Here is an 18,054-nt window from a genome sequence, read left to right as displayed (position 1 = left end):
CTTAAAGGGTAATCCCCATTTTAATACTTAAATCAGGTTGTTGGTCGACGTATTTCATGTAGCTCTCAGCTGAATCTGCAAACGGAACGACTGGATCAATAATGTCTGAACAATCCAAGTAACCGTTCATCAGTAGTTCCCAACAAGTTTCCTCGATACGCTTACGATCCCAGCGCGGATAATCCGGATTTGGTTCACTAGCCGCACGTGAAAAGACGATTTTCGCATTGTTGAAATGAGCTTCCCGCCCAAGGTTAAATCCTTCTGGGAAAGGTTTCGCGAAGGCTACATAAGAAATTGTTCCACCGTAAGCTACTCCGCGAAGTGCTGCTTGAAGTGCCGCCGCATTCCCGCTTGTTTCAATAATCGAATCCGCACCCAGCTTACCAGTCAGACGTTTTACTTCTAAACCAACATCTGTCGTAATCGGATCAAAAGTAGCATCTGCTCCATGTTTTTCAGCAATTTCACGACGATGACTAAGAGGATCCACCCCGATAACAACACTAGCACCAGCTTTTTTCGCCAGTTGAATTGCAATTTGGCCAATCGCGCCAAGTCCGACAACAACAACGTAATCGCCCGCACGAACATGTGCATCACGCACGCCACTCATCGCAAATTGAGCCGGGTCATAGCAAACCGCGTTTTTCCAATTAGCACCTTTTGGCAATTTCCGTAGTTTATAATTATCGACAGCTTTCACAATAACGGTTTCCATAATTGGACCATACGAACAAACCGTGTCTCCAAGCTCATATTCCGTCACTTTACTTCCACATTCAACTACTTCACCAACGACCATATTGCCTAGCTGAAACTCGCCAAACACAATACCTCGCGCACTATTTGTTTCACGTGAAACAAATAAATTCCATTCAGGAGAAAATTCTTCATCAATAAAAGGACTAATTCCTCTAAAATCAACTACTTCTGTTCCATGTTTTGGAGAAGCGAACTGTACTTTAATTTTCACTTCATCTTCTAAAACTTCACGATCCTGATATTCTACTAATTCCGCCACACGAGGGGCAGTCGCAACTAATTTTTTCATTTTAAAAAACTTCCTTTCTTATCCTTTAACTCCACCGTCTGTTAAGTTTCCTTTGATAAATCGTTCTGAAATTGCGTACATAATAACGACTGGAAGCGCCGTAACAAGCGATGCAGCCATCATTCTACCCCAAATATAATCTGGTGTACTAAATAGTGTATTTAAGCCGATTGGTAACGTGAATTTCTCTGAGCTAGATAGGAAAATCGATGCAAACAGATAATCATTCCAAGCCACCATGAAGCAATATACAAACACAGATACAATACCTGAAATCGCAAGCGGAACAATAATTCGTAAAATAATCTGGAAGCGATTTAGCCCATCCATCATCGCAGCTTCTTCAATATCAGTTGGAATCGTATCGAAATAACTTTTCAGCATAAATACCGCAGTTGGTAGTGTTTGTACAACCATCGTGATAATTAAAGCTGTTTCCGTATCATATAATCCCAAACTCGAAATTATTTTGAACAACGGAACGATTAATAAAATCCCGGAGAACATATAAACCGTATAAAAACTTGCATTAATCGTCATGCGCCCTTTAAAGCGTAATTTCGATAACGCATAAGCGCCTAAAATCCCCAAAACAACCGCAATTCCCGCCCCAAAAACCGAAACAACCAAACTATTTTTAAAATACGTTAAAAACGGAAAAATATCTGGATTAAAAATATCGATATAATGCTGGAAAGTGAAATCTTTCGGGAAAAATGTTGGATGCGTAGAAATGGCTTCTTTGCTGCTCTTAAATGAAGTCATTAACATAATCGCAAATGGGAACAATGTAATACATAAAAATGCAACCATCGTCACATAAAACGCGATTTTCTTTGTTCTTTTTGACTTTTTACTACTTACCGCCATTCAAATCCACCCGCTTTCTTGCAAAAATAATCACAACAAAAATAATGACAAATAATATGACAGAAATCGCTGCTGCTTTTCCTAAATCATTGAATGCGAATGCTGTTTTATATAAATAAACTCCAAGGATATTTACTTTATTCGTGAGTAAGTATACATCGGTGAACATATAGAACATCCAAATCGCACGAAGCGTAATAACTGTTGCAAGTACCGGCATAATCGCTGGCAAAGTAACAATTTTGAATTTATCCCAAATATTCGCTCCGTCCATATCAGCCGCCTCATAAAGCGACTTATCGACCGTTTGCAAAATCGCCAAAAACGAAATAAATGCATACGGAAAATAACGCCATATCGCAAAAAAGGTTACTAAAAAGAAACTAGAAACTGGATTATCAAACCAGAGTGGTGCTTCTTTAAACATATGAAGCACATCTACAGTCATAAAATTAATCACACCATAACCATTATTAAACATATACTTCCATGCAAAAATAAGAGAAATAGATGGTGTTACATACGACAAAATAATAAGCGACCGAGCCGTTCTTCTAAAACGAAATTCACGATTAAAGAAAATCGCTACAAGTAGCCCCATCCCCGTACTCCCAATTACTACAAGTGCTGTATAAGCCACGGTAAGACCTAGTGATTTATAAAACTCTGGATCCTTCAAAATATCTATATAGTTTTGTAAACCGATAAAGACCGATTTAATATTCGGATTTAGCGGCATATCTAAAAAACTAATCTGGATATTTGAAATCATCGGATATAACACAAGTGCTGCCAGTAAAACAAAACTTGGCGCAAGTAAAATCATTGCTAACTTAAAGTCGGACCTTTTATATACTTTTGTTTTCATAATGCCTCCTTAAATCAAAAAGCGACGTGCTAAACTGTATAAAAAGACGGGGAGACTCACCTCCCCGCTATTTGATTATTTACCTTCTTCTGCCTTTTTCTGTGCTGCTTTTAAGTCCGCTGAAACATCGCCACCGCCAACAGTTACGTTGTTAACCATTTGTGCGATAATACCTGAACTAGTTATATCACCCATTTTTGTTAGGTTTTTACCATCAACAAGTCCGAAAACTTGGATGTCGTTGAAAGATGCAGCGATTTCGTTTGGAAGATCACCAAATGATTTAATTACTTCATTTTCTTTGTATGCTTTTTGTTCTACTACTTCTTTATTTACTGGTTGTGCGCCACCTGGAGACATTAATACCCAAGTTGCCATATTTTCTGGTTGAGACAAGTATTCAACAAATTTCTTCGTTGCTTTCTTTTGATCATCATCCAAACCAGCAGAGATAGTCAATCCGGAAACTGTTCCATAAACTGCTTTTTCTTTTTCTTCTGGAATAGCGAATCCGATGTTAGATGGGTCGCCTTCTTCATATACAGATGGAAGAATATACGTAGAGTACATTGCCATTGGAACAGTACCATTCATAAACGCATCTTTAATTTCAGTTACATCATTTGAACCAGGCATTGTGTACGCTGAAAGATCTTTGTAGTACTGAAGAGCCTCTTTCATTTCTGGTGTATCAATCGTTACATTTCCTTTTGCATCTAAAACATTGGCTTTGTTAGAAAGTGCGAATTGAGAGAAAGCTTGCTCACTCATCGTGCTTTCTGCTGTTGGAATTGCAATACCGTATTTTTTATCAGCTTTATTCGTGAATTTTTTCGCTACTTTTTCAATATCCGCCCAGTTTTTCGGTTCTTCAAAACCAGCATCGGCTAAAGCTTTTTTGTTGTACCAAATACCTTGAACCCAACCGCTTAATGGTGCTGCGATATAGCTTTTACCATCTTCAGAACGCACTAAGTTTGTTGCACCTTCATAGTATTTATCTTCTCCAACCGAGTCGATAACTTCTTTCACTGCATCTTGGTCAATTAACTCATCTTTATCCATTACTTTGGCAAAATCTTGGCTTACTTCCATAACTGCTGGAAGTTTACCAGAACGAGCAAGTGTGACAACTTTTGTATTAAAAGCATCTTCTTCAACTGGAATTTGTTTGATTTTGATCGTTGGATTTTCTTTTTCAAAATCAGCAATTAATTTATTAATAACATCTAAACGCTCTTTTTCAACGGATGAATGCATAAATTCAATCGTTACTTCCTTACTACCAGACTCTTTTCCTCCACATGCAGCTAATACCGCACTTAGAACCAACACAACAACAAGTAATACAAGACTCTTTTTCTTCATTTTTGTTCCTCCCTGTAATTTTTGGTTTTTAGCCAGCAGAATTCATAGCCTCTAAGCTTTATGGAATCGCTCCCAGTTACTGCAGAGCCCGTATAAAGATTTGTATAAACACCGCTGTCTAGTGAATAATGCACTTCTTTTTCTGATAAATTATGAATCAATATAATCGATTCCGCGCCGGATGAACGTTTGACAACAAACAATTCCGCCGTAGATTCTAAAACTTCCATCGCGATTTCTGGATGGAAAAGTGATTCCGCTTTTCGTGTGCTAATTAATTTCGTTAACGCATCATAGGTTTCTTTTCGTAAGGAGTCAGCCTGTTCTAGCTCTGCTGTAATTTCCGCTAAGTCGTATTTTTTTCGATTAATAGAGCGATTGTGCCCTGTTGTTTCTACTCCTAAATAATCATTGCGGCTTCCTAAAATACTTTGAACATAAACAGCAGGAACGCCTGGGATAGACATTAATACTGCATGAGCGACGAGAAATCTCGATAGCCTCAAGTCATCAGTATCCGCTTGTTTACTTAACGCATCCATGTAAGTCACATTAATTTCATACGGACTTTTCGTACCATCTGGATTTTGTTTATAAGAAACGAGTGCTCCTTCTTTTTCCAAATCATCTACCAATGCTAAAATGTCCGCTTCTGGAATAATTCCGCGCACTGGATTTAAGCCAATTCCATCATGTGAAGCGAGGAAATTAAAGAATGTGCGCTTGCCTTCTGGGAGCTCTAAACCTTTCGCCCAATTGCTTAAAAACTCCGCATTGCCATGATGTATCGCATGGAGCACAAGTGGTGGAAGCGGGAATTGATAAACCATATGCGCTTCCTTTTCACTATTTCCAAAATAACTAATATTATCAACATGCGGCACGTTGGTTTCGGTTATAATAATCGTCCCCGGAGCTGCAATGTCTACTAAATCTCTAAATAATTTCACGATTTCATGCGTTTCATCTAAGTGAATCGAACTCGTTCCCGGCACTTTCCACATAAAGCCAACCGCATCAAGTCGCACATATTCCGCACCTTCTTCTAAATAGAACATCAACACATCAATCATCTTGTAAAGCACTTCCGGAGAAGCAAAGTTTAAATCAATCTGATCCTCACTAAACGTCGTCCAAATATAACCCTCTTTACCAGAAGCAAATTGAAACGGCGTGAGCACTGGTGTTGCACGTGGTCTTGTAACCGAACTAAGGTCAGTATCAGGATCCAATTCCACGAAAAAGTTTTGAAATTCCTTATCGCCCGCTAAATATCGCTTAAACCACTCACTTTTCGCCGACATATGATTACAAACAAAATCAAACATCAATCGCGCCGACTTTTCCATTTCCTTAATATCTTCCCAATCACCAAGCTCCGGATTAACCGCTTTGTAATCAATAACCGAAAACCCATCATCCGAGGAATAAGGATAGAAAGGTAGGAAATGTACTACCTCAAAAGTCGATTTTAAATAACGATCATACATTTTCTTAAAGGTTGGTAAAGTTTTTTTGGATTCCTCTTTAAATTGGTCTCCATATGTAATTAAAACAATATCTTTCTCGTCCCATTTGTCTTTTCGTACTAACTTTCTTTGTTTCGTTTGGTTTACCCGCGCTTCAATTCTCGTCGCTAAACTCTCAACTACATCTTCAGAATATAACCGCGAAAGTCTTTTTCTTAAATTCGTCATCATTTACCTTCTAACCGGGAGCGCTCCCACAAAAAGAATTATAGTATGGAAAGCGCTTTCTGTCAAACACAATTTAAAAGGAATTTCCTAACATGTTGACAGTATTGAGTTTTTATCCCTATATAACATCTAGTTGGACATTTAGCGTAAAATTGAGTAATATAAACATGGATGATAATGACCGGAACCGATACCGGAAACAATAGAGAAAGGAAGATTACCTTGGCAGCTACCATTTATGACATAGCAAAACACGCGGGAGTTTCAAAATCAACGGTATCCAGAGTACTAAACAATCAAGCTAATATTTCCAAAGAATCAAGACAAAAAGTATTAGAAGCGATTGATGAACTCAACTACCAGCCAAGCAAACTAGCTCGCGCACTTACTTCTTCAGGCTTTGATGCTATCATGGTTATCTCAAATCGCTCCACAACCACAACAACGGGAAATCCATTTTTTTCCGAAATAATTCAATCCATTTCCACTCAAGCTGAGTTGGAAAATTTCGACCTTATTCTTCAGACCGCCAAAAACAGCGAAGACGAACTCAAAAAATGCCTCTCAAAAATCCAAGAAAAAATGATTAAGGGTATAATTATGCTAAGTTCTCCCGCTGATGAAGATTTTTTCCATCAACTAGATCCGTATAATATCCCCATTGTCGTTACCGGAAAAGTAGAAGGACATTACAAAAATATTTATTCTGTTGATACTGACAATTTTGGCGATAGTTATGCTCTAACAAAACATTTAATCAAGCAAGGTCATAAGAAAATTGCTTGTATCCACGCGCCACTTGATTATCATGTTTCGATTGATCGCCTTGCTGGTTTTCGAAGCTGCCTATTTGACCACCAATTAGACCTTCGCAATGACTGGATTATTGATAGCGGTTATAGCATTGAAGACAGTTACAAAGCCGCATTACGCCTAATGGAAAGCACCGATAAACCAACTGCAGTTTTCGCAACCGACGATTTAAAAGTACTTAGTATTTATAAAATGGCAGCCGATAAAAATTTACAAATACCTGCAGATTTTTCTGTCATCGGCTATAATGATAAAGTAGCATCATCTTTCTTGTCACCGCCACTTACTTCTATTGATATACCAATTAATAAACTAGGGAAAAAAGCGACTAACTTATTATTTCGCTTAATCCACCAAGATAAAAACGTACCAAAAACAACCATCATTAAAACCGAAATGATTGAACGTGAATCCATTCAGAAAATAAACGATTAAGCTTATTTTCTGAGTTTACTTGGTCCTGTAGCTCAGTTGGGAGAGTATCACCTTGACATGGTGGGGGTCGCTGGTTCGAGACCAGTCGGGACCATTTATAAAAAAGCACCCCTTATAGAAAGGGATGCTTTTTTTACGTTTATTTAAATAGCTTACCAAGTTTCTTAAACAGACCATCTTCAATGATATCAATACCAATTCCCCAGTTGCTATCTAGAACTTTTTTATTAGCTTTAATATATTCTTCTAGATCTTTACCAGAAATAGTAAGGTTGTGATATGGACGATACTCTAAATAACACGAAGCACCGTTTTTGTGAATTTTCTTCGTCACACGATGATTTAAATACTTAGACTTGATGTCACATTCTTGACGTGTGTAGGAATCCGTCTGATCTATCAAGTGGTCAGTCGTTAAATGAATCTCCATTTTGATGATATTTCGATCAACCCAATACGGGAAATCTTTATGGAAATGTTTTTCCGCGCCATCATCAATAAAATTACCCCAACTCCAAAAATGTAAAAAGCGTTTTTTGTTTTCTACAATATATGGGTCAGTTATTGTTGCTTTATAAACTAGCGAAATCTCATTCATTTCCTTATTATCTTCCACAATTTGAATGGACGTGTTATTAAAGTGCTTATCAATCTCATTTTCTTCATATTTTTTATATAAAGTCATATTGCTATAAATTGCGAAGTTATAGCGATTAACAATATCTTTATTTGATTCATTTTTAAACATTTCACGTGATCCGTTTGCCATTCCACCGCGTAATTTTCTTTCAAAAACAACCTCGGCTTCATTTCCTTTAACATCACATCGGAAAATTTCTTCAACAGAAGGCGTTCTATCTTGAAAAGGCTCTTGTTTTTGTAATTCGGTTCCTGGTTTAATTTCCAAATAATACATGAAACTATTTCTTTGGCGGTTAGCTAAAAAGCCTTGGTCACTACTCATTGTGGCATCAATAAAATAAACTTGATTATCATCTGTTACTTTTAAAATCGCATGGTTAAAATTAAATGGTGACGGCGTATAAACCGGTAAAAAGACATCACTGCCATAATTAACCAAAATCAGCTCTGAATCGACTTCTAAATAATCTAAAATCACTTTTAAAAGAACCGTTTTCGCCTTGCAATCACCTTGTTTCGTCTGATAAGTTACTTCTGCCGCTTGAGGCTCATGTCCATCCATTTCCGTTTCATTATACAAATAGTATATTTCTTTTTGAACAAAATCAATCGCATGCCTAATTTTATGTTTTAAAGAAGGTAATGCATCTAATTCGGAAACCAAATCACCAGCAAAACTGGCTAAATCCACTTGATAGAATTTCTGATAAACGTCACTGATTGCTTTGGTAATTTCTGGATAGGTCTTTTCAGTAACAAAATCAATAAATGGCATAAGTTCAAACTCTTTTGGATCATTTCCAATATAGTCTTCTTTTTCGATTGTATAAGATTGGCTATTTTCAATAATAACTTTTTCTTTATCTAAAATTGCCCCTGCTTCATCGCGGAAATAATGGAAATTCGTTTCTAAATTCTGTCCTGTCTCGTTCTTCAATTCAAAACGATACTTTCCGTAAGCCCAGTAGGAATTTGGAGCCGAATAAATCCAGCGGAAAAATTGGTTACGAATGCTGCTTTCTTCATATTTACGTTCAATAGTTGTTTCAATTAAGAAAATATCATTTAAATGTAAATCACGAATTAGAACCGTTACTTTTTTCTCATCATTAAAACTAGCTTGATTTTCATCACGAACATAATCCAAGACTTTCACATTAATATCATTTATTTTATCAATGACTTTACCGTCGCGAATGACGGACAGAGTGTGTATATATAACACTTCATCTTCTGCCAAAATAAAATTGGTTTTTGCAGCGGAGTTGAGCATATTAGGATCATTCAAAGTATAAGCCATAGAAGTATAACTTTCCCGTGAATTCGTTTTAGCTGTTTCTACAATATCACACCAAAAACAATAATCCCGTTCTTGGGCAATTTGTGCATTATAAAAATCTGTATCTTGGGTATCTAACCAAGAAGAAATGTTTTCTTGCTTTGTTTCAGGAGAGCTTAATTCAGGTTTTATAAAATAATATTCTTTTGTCATTGGATAATCTCCTTGAGTTTGTATTTTTTATAGCTCCTTTTATTTTAGCAATAACTAAATATAATAAACAAGAAATAATCTTATATGATTACTATCTTTCCATTTTTTAGTAAAAAATTCGACACATTTATCATTCTTATGTACAAAAAAAGAGCTCTATACAGCGCTCTTTAAATGTAGCTATTTACCTGTATCTAACCAAGAAAATAACTTCAAACTTTGGTATTCCGTGCCAATTTTTTCATAATCTCTAAGTAATCCTTCTTCTAAAAAACCAAGCTTCTCTAACAAAGTAATTGACGCCTCATTTCTCGGGTCTACTTTTGCTTCAATCCTGTGTAATTTAAAAGATTCTTTTCCCCACTCCATCAAGGCTTTTACAGCTTCTGTAGCATATCCTCGTTTCCAGAATCGTGTTCCTAAATCATAAGCGATTTCTGCTCGGTGATTTTCATGATCAATATAGTTAAAGCCACATGTACCAATAATTTCTCCTGTTGCTTGCAAAATAATTACACATCTAAGTGCTTTTCCTTCTATCTCTAGTTGCCTTAGCATCCGAATCATTTCTTCTACAGGCTGTAAACTTTGGAAAGGCTCAATGTTCATATATCTAGTAACTGAATCATCTGACCAGTATCCAAATAAAATTTCCGTATCAGCCAACGTCATTTCACTTAAAAAAAGTCGTTCGGTTTTTATCATTTGTTTACGATTTTCCATACGTTTACCCCCGTATTGTTAATAAAAAAAGCTTATCAAATCTTGCCCTCAAAGTAAAATGTTTCACGTGAAACATTGGCTCTTTCTTTAATATAGTAACGTTTAGGTTTATAATGAAAAATATCTCAAAAAGCTTCAAAAAGGAGAATGATTCATGGAACAGACGGATAAACGTAAAACTTTAGCACTTATTTCAATAATGCTTGGAGCTTTTATTTCATTATTAGATACGACAATTGTTAATGTGGCCTTGCCTGATATTACGACAGCCCTACATGCGACAAGCGAGACGATTGAATGGGTTATTTCAGGTTATGCTCTTGCATTTGGCCTTGTACTTATTTTAGCTGGACGACTTGGGGATAAACTTGGTCGAAAAAACATTTACATTATCGGGATTACCCTATTTCTAATTATGAGTGTTACTGCCGGTTTTGCGGCTTCGGAAAATAGCCTAATTATTTCCCGGGTAATACAAGGTCTTGCTGCCGGGTTATTTTTCCCGCAAATCAATGCGACGATTATGGATATGTATTCCGGAAAAAGCCTTGGGAAAATTTTCGGGATTCTTGGCTCAGTTATTGGTGTTGGTACTGCCATCGGACCTCTTACAGGAGGACTTTTAATTGAACTGTTCGGCACTACAAACGGTTGGCGCGCAGTTTTCTTCGTTAACGTACCTTTTGTGTTAGTAACACTCGTCCTAGCAATGCTTTACCTTCCTAAAAGAACCGTCTCCACGAAAAAAATCAGCTTTGATTTGCCTGGAGTTGGCCTACTGACAATCGCACTTTTACTATTACTTTTCCCACTTATTTCAAATGGTGCAAATGATTTCAAACCAATAGATTACCTTTTAATGGCGCTTTCTATTCCACTCTTCATCATCCTTTATAAATGGAGTGTTTACCAAGAAAAGAAAGGCAATCAACCATTAATTGCGCCAAACTTACTTAAAAACAATCAATTTGTCTCAGGAATGCTCTTATCACTCGTATATTTTGCTGCATTTACTAGTATTTTCTTCGTTCTATCGCTAACTTGGCAAACTGGTTTCAATCGTTCAGCTATTTTATCTGGACTTGCAATTAGCCCCTTTGCATTAGGTAGCGTACTGGCGGCATCCAATAGTTACCGATTTATCCCGCTACTAGGAAGAAAACTGTTAATGCTTGGGGTCTCGCTCGTTATTGTCGGTCTTGGCACCGTTTCTATAGTTTTCCATCTCAATGACGGCGCTTTTTCTGCTTGGCTCTTATTCCTACCACTTTTCATTGCAGGGCTTGGTAGTGGTTTAACTATTGCACCATTGAATAGTTTTACCCTTTCCACCGTGACTGGGCTAGATCGTGGCGGAGCTAGTGGTATGTTTAATACAGCGCAACGAATTGGTTCGTCCTTTGGGATTGCAGTTGTTGGATCAGTATTTTTCCGCACTCTCGGTAATACTACAGCCACCTCAAAAGCAAGTGCCTTTTCCGATAGTTTGCAAATGAGTATGTACGTTAATATTTTTCTACTCGTAGTTTGTTTTCTACTCATATTCCGCTTACCAAAAAGTATTTAGAAAAAGAGACATGACTTTGCGTTAAAGTCATGTCTCTTTTAATGTTTCACGTGAAACATTCTATTTATAAACAACCTCAAATTCTTCACAAACCACCAAAGCATCTTCTTCAAATGGAATTCCAAGCTCGTCACATTCATTAGTGAAAAAGGATGTATGTACTTCTCGCCAATATTCTAGAGTTCTGTCACCTTCTCCTTCCAAATAAGCAAACGTTTCAGGTACTTCATTAAAAGGCATAATTGTTACGTTTATTAATTTGATAATTCCTATAGCTTCTTCTTCTCCATCTAAAAGTACAACATGGGAGCCAACAGACGGCATCGTTTCTCCGCCTTGATCATACCAATAGAACAAGCTGCTCGTACCGGTTTTTATCCCATCCATAACAAGCCCACCAAGTTCATTTGCCATCTGAGCAGAGTTACCAAATGCCCATGCCTCAAACTTATTGGAAATCATCGGGTGTTCTGTCCGATATTTCTGCCACATTTCATTAACTGAATCCTTATAAATCGCCATTTAAGTCTCCTCCTAAAAAAAGACTGAGGTTCGTTAAAACCTCAGTCTAAGAATTTATTTTCGAACTGGCTTAATCACAATATAACGGTAAGGATCGCGTCCTTCAGAATGTGTTTCAATTTGTTCATTCTCGCTTAAAATAGCATGAATAATTTTTCTTTCAAAAGAAGGCATTGGTTCTAAATGAACAGCGCGCTTCGTTTTAAGAGCTTTATCCGCCATTTTATTTGCTAAAAGTACTAACGTTTCATGACGTCTTTCACGATAGTCCCCTACATTAACAATAATGTTTTTGTATTGGCTCGTTGTTTTATTAGCAATTAATTGTGTTAAGTATTGAAGTGCATTAAGAGTTTGTCCATGTTTGCCAATTAGCATTCCTAGACTTTCACCTTTAATTTGCAACTTCACATCTTTTCCAACTTCTTCTACATCAATCGTGATTACTGCACCCATCTTGGTAGCAACATCTAAAAGATAATCAATCGCTACTTGGATACCATCTTCTTTTTCAATTACTTTTACCATAGCTAGTCTTGAACCAATTCCGAAAATACCTTTTTTACCTTCGTCTAGAACTTCTACTTCGACCTTGTCGCGTGTTGTTTCTAAAGTCGCTAATGCATTTTGGATTGCTTCTTCAACATTTGAGCCTTGCGCAGTTATATCTCTCACTTTCTTTTCTTACCTCCTTTTTTGGAAGCTTTCATGTTAGCTGCTTTTTTCTTCAAACGTTCTTCTTCAAGTTGAGCAGCCGCCAGCGCCTCCTGTTCACGTTTGTTTTTAAAAGGATTATTTATTAAAAGTGTTTGGAATACGGTGAAAATGTTACCGATAATCCAGTATAGAGCAAGTGCAGAAGGTAATGTGATACCCATAAATAGAATCATTACTGGCATGATATAAACAATCATCGCCATTGATTTATTTTGCTGTGTTTGCCCCATCATAGAAATTTTTGATGATAAGAATGTTGTTAGTGCTGCTACGATTGGTAAGATATAATATGGATCCGGATTTCCTAGCTGCATCCATAAGAATGTATCTGTTTTAATTTCAGCAGTTCTACTAATCGCTTGGTAAAATCCTAGTAAAATAGGCATTTGTATCAATAATGGTAAACAACCCATCATTGGATTTACACTATTTTCTTGATATAGGCGCATTGTTTCTTGTTGTAATTTTTGTTTTGTTTCATTATCTTTAGACGAGTATTTTTCTTGTAGTTCTTTGATTTTCGGTTGTAAGCTGGTCATAGCTTTTTGGCTTTTCAGCTGTTTGATCATTAAAGGCATAATTAGTAGTCGAATTAAAATTGTAACGACAATAATTCCGACTGCATAATTTCCCCCGAATAAATCGGAAAACCATGTAATAACCCAAGATAACGGAAACACGATATAGTGACTCCAAAATCCAGTTGAATCTTTTGTAATTGGATCAGTTGAATAGCCACAACCCGAAAGTACAGCTACTAATCCGATTACAAGACTTGCGATGAGCAACTTCTGTTTGAATCGCTTTTTCTTCTTCAAATTGATGTAACCTCCAATTTCGCCTTTTTCAAATTCCCACTCATTTTGAATTGTTTGGTTTTTGCTTTAAAACACGCCCCACTTTTAAAACATGAATCAAACTTTTCTTTACTTCATGAAAATCCATATTGGCCGCCGGTTTTCTGGCGATGATAATATATTCATTTTCAGGATTGATTTGGTCTTCTAATTCATGGAATGATTGTCGTATGTAGCGTTTAATTCGATTTCGACAGACAGCGTTTCCAATTTTTTTACTAACGGATAAACCAATTCGAAAATGACTTGCTTCTTCTTGCTTTAAAGTATAAACAACAAATTGACGGTTAGCAAAAGATTTTCCTCTTCGGAATACTTTTTGGAAATCGTCATTTTTTTTAATTCTATATTTTTTTTTCATACATTCTCCATCTTCTTACATATCTTAGTATAAGGCCGTTTGACTCAGAGATTTTTCAAAAAAAAAACCACTGAGTCGTTTTCAGTGGTCTACGCAGATAAAACTTTTCTTCCTTTACGACGACGACTTGCTAAAACTCTACGTCCGTTTTTAGTACTCATACGCGTACGGAAACCATGCACTTTTTTTCTTTTACGTTTACTTGGTTGATATGTTCTTTTCATTAATTACACCTCCCATGAAAGGGTCCAATCGAATTTATCTATTAGACAGTCTTAGATATTGTACGTGAACTGGTCATTTTTGTCAATACTATTTAGACGAATTTCTATTTAGACTCCGTTCACTATCATATCATATTTTTATAGAGAGAAAAACCATTTTTCTAAATTTATTGTGTCAAATAGATATATTTTTCTCTAGTAGTATCCGGAATAGCTATTTTACGTCCAGAAACCTCTACTAAATATCGCGCAAACTCACCAATTTTCTCAAATTCAGCGGGATATTCAAAAATTAGTTTTTCCTCTATTAAATAATTATCGACATAATGGCTCGTTTCAGGCTGAAAAGATAAAAGTCCTTCTATAAAACGAATTACTTTGGTAAATTTCGGAATTTCCTGTTCTTCTTCTAAATCAGTAAAGTGAAAAAACATCGTGTAAACATGATTTTTTTTTATATTTACGGAAAAAGCTTCTTTATTTATATTACTTTTCGCAAATACTTTAAAATCATCAATTTCTGCTGGTTCCCGTTTGTCGTGAATAAGTAAATAACCAAACACGTCATCAATGTTCCCGTTTTGTATAACTCGGTAAAACTCTGTATCTCTTGTTTTCAAAAGCCGTTGAAATATCATTTTTCACAACCTCATCTTTTGTCTTTTTTTTTCGTATTCTGCTAAATAGTTTAACACATTGTCGCAATGAAATCCTTTCCCAGAAAGTGTGGATAAGTAGTTAATAACGCCTTTTTATTGTGGATAACCTTTTATTTAAGTTTAAACTTATACACAATTAGTGGTTATTTACACACATTGACTTGTGGATAATTAATTCTAACAATTTCGTTACAGATTTCTTTACACACAAGTTATACACAAGTTAACTGGCTGTGGACAACCGTTTTTCACATCTGGACAGTTTTGTGGATAGATTTTGTAAGTCCTTGCTATCAGAGTGATTTTCTGATATTATAATTCCTGTCGAATAGAAATATAGCTGGGGAAAAATAAAGTTATCCACAATACATTTTCACTTTGTGGATAATTTTTTAACAGTGTTTGGATAACCTTATCCATGGCTTTTTCTATCTGTGGATAACTTTAGAGCATCCATTTACATTACATAAAAAAGGGGGGTTACTAGTGCAATCAATTGAAGACATCTGGCAGGAAACACTGCAAATCGTCAAAAAAAATATGAGTAAACCTAGTTACGATACATGGATGAAATCAACAACCGCTCATTCACTTGAAGGTAACACGTTTATTATTTCAGCGCCCAATAATTTTGTACGCGATTGGTTAGAAAAGAGCTACACACAATTTATCGCTAACATTTTGCAAGAAATAACTGGTCGCTTATTTGATGTCCGCTTTATTGATGGCGAGCAGGAAGAAAACTTTGAATACACTGTGATTAAACCAAATCCAGCGTTAGATGAAGATGGTATTGAAATTGGAAAACATATGCTTAATCCGCGTTATGTTTTTGATACATTTGTCATTGGTTCAGGGAACAGATTTGCCCACGCAGCATCACTTGCAGTAGCCGAAGCACCAGCGAAAGCGTATAATCCGCTTTTCATTTATGGCGGAGTTGGCCTTGGTAAAACACATTTAATGCACGCAGTTGGCCATTACGTTCAACAACATAAAGATAATGCCAAAGTAATGTACCTTTCCAGCGAAAAATTCACTAATGAGTTTATTAGCTCCATCCGAGATAATAAAACCGAAGAATTCCGTACAAAATACCGGAATGTTGACGTCTTACTTATTGATGATATTCAATTTTTAGCCGGTAAAGAAGGAACACAAGAGGAATTTTTCCATACATTTAATACGCTTTATGATGAACAAAAACAAATTATTATTTCCAGTGACCGACCACCAAAAGAAATTCCTACACTGGAAGATCGGCTTAGATCCCGCTTTGAATGGGGCTTAATTACTGATATTACGCCACCAGACTTAGAAACACGGATCGCCATTTTACGTAAAAAAGCAAAAGCAGACGGACTTGATATTCCAAATGAAGTCATGCTTTATATTGCAAACCAAATTGATTCGAATATTCGCGAGCTAGAAGGTGCACTCATTCGAGTAGTTGCTTATTCTTCCCTCGTTAATAAAGATATAACAGCTGGTCTTGCGGCTGAGGCTTTAAAAGATATTATCCCCTCTTCTAAATCACAAGTTATTACGATTAGTGGGATTCAAGAAACAGTGGGCGAATATTTCCACGTTCGTTTGGAAGATTTTAAAGCAAAAAAACGGACGAAAAGTATTGCATTCCCGCGCCAAATCGCAATGTATCTTTCAAGAGAACTTACAGATGCCTCATTACCAAAAATCGGTGATGAATTTGGTGGACGAGATCATACAACCGTCATCCATGCACATGAAAAAATATCGCAACTACTAAAAACCGATCAAGTGTTGAAAAATGACCTTGCTGAAATTGAAAAAAATTTAAGAAAGTCACAAAATATGTTTTAATAGACCTGTGTACAATGTGGATAACTGGAACATACTTACCCACAAGTTATCAACATGTGGAAAACTTTATGTCGCATGGCTCAAAACATACTTATCCACAAATCCACAGTGCCTATTACTATTACTACGATTTTTTATTAATTAATTAAAGGTTTTTGAGGTTTTACAAAATATAAAAAAATGGGGGATACTCATGAAATTTGTTATTGAGCGTGATCGTCTTGTCCAAGCAGTCAATGAAGTTACTCGTGCCATCTCTGCAAGAACAACGATTCCAATTTTAACGGGGATAAAAATAGTCGTAAATGATGAAGGTGTTACTTTAACCGGTAGCGATTCTGATATTTCCATCGAAGCATTTATTCCATTAATCGAAAATGATGAAGTAATTGTAGAAGTAGAAAGTTTTGGTGGTATCGTTCTTCAATCCAAGTACTTCGGTGATATTGTTCGTCGTTTACCTGAAGAAAATGTCGAAATTGAAGTTACTACAAATTATCAAACTAACATTAGTTCTGGCCAAGCTTCCTTTACACTAAACGGCTTAGATCCAATGGAATACCCTAAATTACCAGAAGTTACAGATGGTAAAAATATTAAAATTCCTATTAATGTCCTTAAAAACATTATTAGACAAACTGTTTTTGCTGTTTCTGCTATCGAAGTTCGCCCAGTGCTTACAGGTGTTAACTGGATTATTAAAGATAACAAACTTAGCGCAGTTGCAACCGATAGTCATCGTTTAGCATTACGTGAAATTCCACTTGAAACAAATATTGACGAAGAATACAACATTGTTATTCCAGGAAAAAGCTTAGCTGAACTAAATAAAATTTTAGACGATGCAAGTGAATCCATTGAAATGACACTCGCAAATAATCAAATCCTATTTAAATTAAAAGATTTATTATTTTATTCTCGTTTACTGGAAGGTAGTTACCCAGATACATCACGCTTAATTCCAACTGATACTAAATCAGAACTTGTCATTAATTCCAGAGCATTTTTACAAGCGATCGACCGTGCTTCCCTACTTGCTCGCGAAAACCGTAATAACGTTATTAAATTAATGACCCTTGAAAATGGACAAGTTGAAGTATCCTCTAACTCTCCTGAAGTTGGGAATGTTTCGGAAAATGTCTTTAGTCAAAGCTTTACTGGTGAAGAAATTAAAATATCCTTTAACGGTAAATACATGATGGATGCATTGCGCGCATTTGAAGGTGATGATATTCAAATCTCTTTCTCTGGCACAATGAGACCTTTCGTACTTCGACCAAAAGATGCTACTAATCCAAATGAAATTTTACAATTAATCACGCCGGTTAGAACTTACTAATCTC

At 36.2% G+C, this 18,054-nt stretch carries 17 protein-coding genes and 1 tRNA gene; 5 read left to right on the top strand and 13 right to left on the bottom strand.

Features of this window, described 5'->3' with window-relative positions; translation table 11 throughout:
* Position 1: 1 nt before the first annotated feature.
* The 5 genes from AC4PG8_RS10910 to AC4PG8_RS10890 form a co-directional block, all read right to left on the bottom strand.
* Entirely contained in the window at positions 2–1,054 is a 1,053-nt protein-coding gene (locus AC4PG8_RS10910; RefSeq protein ID WP_492170358.1) for a zinc-dependent alcohol dehydrogenase, read from the bottom strand.
* An 18-nt stretch (positions 1,055–1,072) separates the two neighbouring features.
* Positions 1,073–1,924, bottom strand: a complete 852-nt coding sequence (locus tag AC4PG8_RS10905) for a carbohydrate ABC transporter permease (RefSeq protein ID WP_492170357.1) — start codon at positions 1,922–1,924, stop codon at positions 1,073–1,075.
* Positions 1,911–2,792, bottom strand: a complete 882-nt coding sequence (locus AC4PG8_RS10900; RefSeq protein WP_003764662.1) for a carbohydrate ABC transporter permease — start codon at positions 2,790–2,792, stop codon at positions 1,911–1,913. Before AC4PG8_RS10900 ends, AC4PG8_RS10905 begins: the two co-directional genes overlap by 14 nt.
* A 75-nt stretch (positions 2,793–2,867) precedes the next feature.
* Complete coding sequence (locus AC4PG8_RS10895) at positions 2,868–4,160, bottom strand: ABC transporter substrate-binding protein (protein ID WP_003772736.1); 1,293 nt, start codon at positions 4,158–4,160, stop codon at positions 2,868–2,870.
* On the bottom strand, positions 4,157–5,857 hold the full coding sequence (locus tag AC4PG8_RS10890; RefSeq protein ID WP_492170356.1) for a sugar phosphorylase: 1,701 nt from the start codon (positions 5,855–5,857) through the stop codon (positions 4,157–4,159). The genes AC4PG8_RS10895 and AC4PG8_RS10890 overlap by 4 nt, the downstream gene beginning before the upstream one ends.
* Before the next feature lie 222 nt (positions 5,858–6,079).
* Here AC4PG8_RS10890 and AC4PG8_RS10885 point away from each other — a divergent pair, with 222 nt between their 5' ends.
* Positions 6,080–7,105, top strand: a complete 1,026-nt coding sequence (locus AC4PG8_RS10885) for a LacI family DNA-binding transcriptional regulator (protein WP_003764514.1) — start codon at positions 6,080–6,082, stop codon at positions 7,103–7,105.
* Positions 7,106–7,126: 21 nt separating this feature from the next.
* Positions 7,127–7,199: transfer RNA gene (locus tag AC4PG8_RS10880), tRNA-Val, on the top strand.
* A gap of 45 nt (positions 7,200–7,244) precedes the next feature.
* Here the strand turns inward: AC4PG8_RS10880 and AC4PG8_RS10875 are convergent.
* A complete protein-coding gene (locus AC4PG8_RS10875; RefSeq protein ID WP_492170355.1) occupies positions 7,245–9,239 on the bottom strand; it encodes a transglutaminase family protein in 1,995 nt (664 codons plus the stop codon).
* Positions 9,240–9,419: 180 nt separating this feature from the next.
* Entirely contained in the window at positions 9,420–9,962 is a 543-nt protein-coding gene (locus AC4PG8_RS10870) for a GNAT family N-acetyltransferase (protein ID WP_010991486.1), read from the bottom strand.
* Between the two features lie 154 nt (positions 9,963–10,116).
* Here AC4PG8_RS10870 and AC4PG8_RS10865 point away from each other — a divergent pair, with 154 nt between their 5' ends.
* A complete protein-coding gene (locus AC4PG8_RS10865) occupies positions 10,117–11,529 on the top strand; it encodes an MFS transporter (protein ID WP_492170354.1) in 1,413 nt (470 codons plus the stop codon).
* Positions 11,530–11,589: 60 nt separating this feature from the next.
* Here the strand turns inward: AC4PG8_RS10865 and AC4PG8_RS10860 are convergent, their stop codons facing one another.
* The 6 genes from AC4PG8_RS10860 to AC4PG8_RS10835 all read right to left on the bottom strand — a co-directional run bounded on the left by AC4PG8_RS10860 (position 11,590) and on the right by AC4PG8_RS10835 (position 14,848).
* Positions 11,590–12,051 carry an ASCH domain-containing protein gene (locus AC4PG8_RS10860; protein WP_160464666.1) on the bottom strand — a complete coding sequence of 154 codons (462 nt, stop codon included), beginning with the start codon at positions 12,049–12,051 and terminating at the stop codon, positions 11,590–11,592.
* A 54-nt stretch (positions 12,052–12,105) separates the two neighbouring features.
* The gene (jag, locus tag AC4PG8_RS10855; RefSeq protein ID WP_070752151.1) at positions 12,106–12,726 is read right to left on the bottom strand and encodes an RNA-binding cell elongation regulator Jag/EloR; all 621 of its coding nucleotides are present in this window, start codon (positions 12,724–12,726) and stop codon (positions 12,106–12,108) included.
* Entirely contained in the window at positions 12,723–13,586 is an 864-nt protein-coding gene (yidC, locus tag AC4PG8_RS10850; protein ID WP_010991489.1) for a membrane protein insertase YidC, read from the bottom strand. The genes jag and yidC overlap by 4 nt, the downstream gene beginning before the upstream one ends.
* A gap of 40 nt (positions 13,587–13,626) precedes the next feature.
* The gene (rnpA, locus tag AC4PG8_RS10845) at positions 13,627–13,986 is read right to left on the bottom strand and encodes a ribonuclease P protein component (RefSeq protein ID WP_033533737.1); all 360 of its coding nucleotides are present in this window, start codon (positions 13,984–13,986) and stop codon (positions 13,627–13,629) included.
* 89 nt (positions 13,987–14,075) lie between these two features.
* Positions 14,076–14,210, bottom strand: coding sequence for a 50S ribosomal protein L34 (rpmH, locus tag AC4PG8_RS10840; protein ID WP_003718062.1), 135 nt, complete (start codon positions 14,208–14,210; stop codon positions 14,076–14,078).
* A 167-nt stretch (positions 14,211–14,377) separates the two neighbouring features.
* Entirely contained in the window at positions 14,378–14,848 is a 471-nt protein-coding gene (locus tag AC4PG8_RS10835) for a ubiquitin family protein (RefSeq protein WP_033533736.1), read from the bottom strand.
* A gap of 507 nt (positions 14,849–15,355) precedes the next feature.
* Here AC4PG8_RS10835 and dnaA point away from each other — a divergent pair.
* On the top strand, positions 15,356–16,711 hold the full coding sequence (gene dnaA / locus AC4PG8_RS10830) for a chromosomal replication initiator protein DnaA (RefSeq protein WP_003759425.1): 1,356 nt from the start codon (positions 15,356–15,358) through the stop codon (positions 16,709–16,711).
* A gap of 193 nt (positions 16,712–16,904) precedes the next feature.
* Positions 16,905–18,050, top strand: coding sequence for a DNA polymerase III subunit beta (gene dnaN / locus AC4PG8_RS10825; RefSeq protein WP_003772721.1), 1,146 nt, complete (start codon positions 16,905–16,907; stop codon positions 18,048–18,050).
* The last annotated feature ends 4 nt before the right edge of the window (positions 18,051–18,054 follow it).

This window comes from Listeria sp. MAN/IMW/UF555, assembly GCF_058684075.1.
Note: the sequence above shows the minus strand (reverse complement) of the source record. Positions and strands in the feature narration are given on the sequence as shown.

Coding starts and splice junctions, on each gene's coding strand:
- AC4PG8_RS10910 (WP_492170358.1), bottom strand. CDS start 1,054: ATGAAAAAATTAGTTGCGACTGCCCCTCGTGTGGCGGAATTAGTAGAA.
- AC4PG8_RS10905 (WP_492170357.1), bottom strand. CDS start 1,924: ATGGCGGTAAGTAGTAAAAAGTCAAAAAGAACAAAGAAAATCGCGTTT.
- AC4PG8_RS10900 (WP_003764662.1), bottom strand. CDS start 2,792: ATGAAAACAAAAGTATATAAAAGGTCCGACTTTAAGTTAGCAATGATT.
- AC4PG8_RS10895 (WP_003772736.1), bottom strand. CDS start 4,160: ATGAAGAAAAAGAGTCTTGTATTACTTGTTGTTGTGTTGGTTCTAAGT.
- AC4PG8_RS10890 (WP_492170356.1), bottom strand. CDS start 5,857: ATGACGAATTTAAGAAAAAGACTTTCGCGGTTATATTCTGAAGATGTA.
- AC4PG8_RS10875 (WP_492170355.1), bottom strand. CDS start 9,239: ATGACAAAAGAATATTATTTTATAAAACCTGAATTAAGCTCTCCTGAA.
- AC4PG8_RS10870 (WP_010991486.1), bottom strand. CDS start 9,962: ATGGAAAATCGTAAACAAATGATAAAAACCGAACGACTTTTTTTAAGT.
- AC4PG8_RS10865 (WP_492170354.1), top strand. CDS start 10,117: ATGGAACAGACGGATAAACGTAAAACTTTAGCACTTATTTCAATAATG.
- AC4PG8_RS10860 (WP_160464666.1), bottom strand. CDS start 12,051: ATGGCGATTTATAAGGATTCAGTTAATGAAATGTGGCAGAAATATCGG.
- rnpA (WP_033533737.1), bottom strand. CDS start 13,986: ATGAAAAAAAAATATAGAATTAAAAAAAATGACGATTTCCAAAAAGTA.
- rpmH (WP_003718062.1), bottom strand. CDS start 14,210: ATGAAAAGAACATATCAACCAAGTAAACGTAAAAGAAAAAAAGTGCAT.
- AC4PG8_RS10835 (WP_033533736.1), bottom strand. CDS start 14,848: ATGATATTTCAACGGCTTTTGAAAACAAGAGATACAGAGTTTTACCGA.
- dnaN (WP_003772721.1), top strand. CDS start 16,905: ATGAAATTTGTTATTGAGCGTGATCGTCTTGTCCAAGCAGTCAATGAA.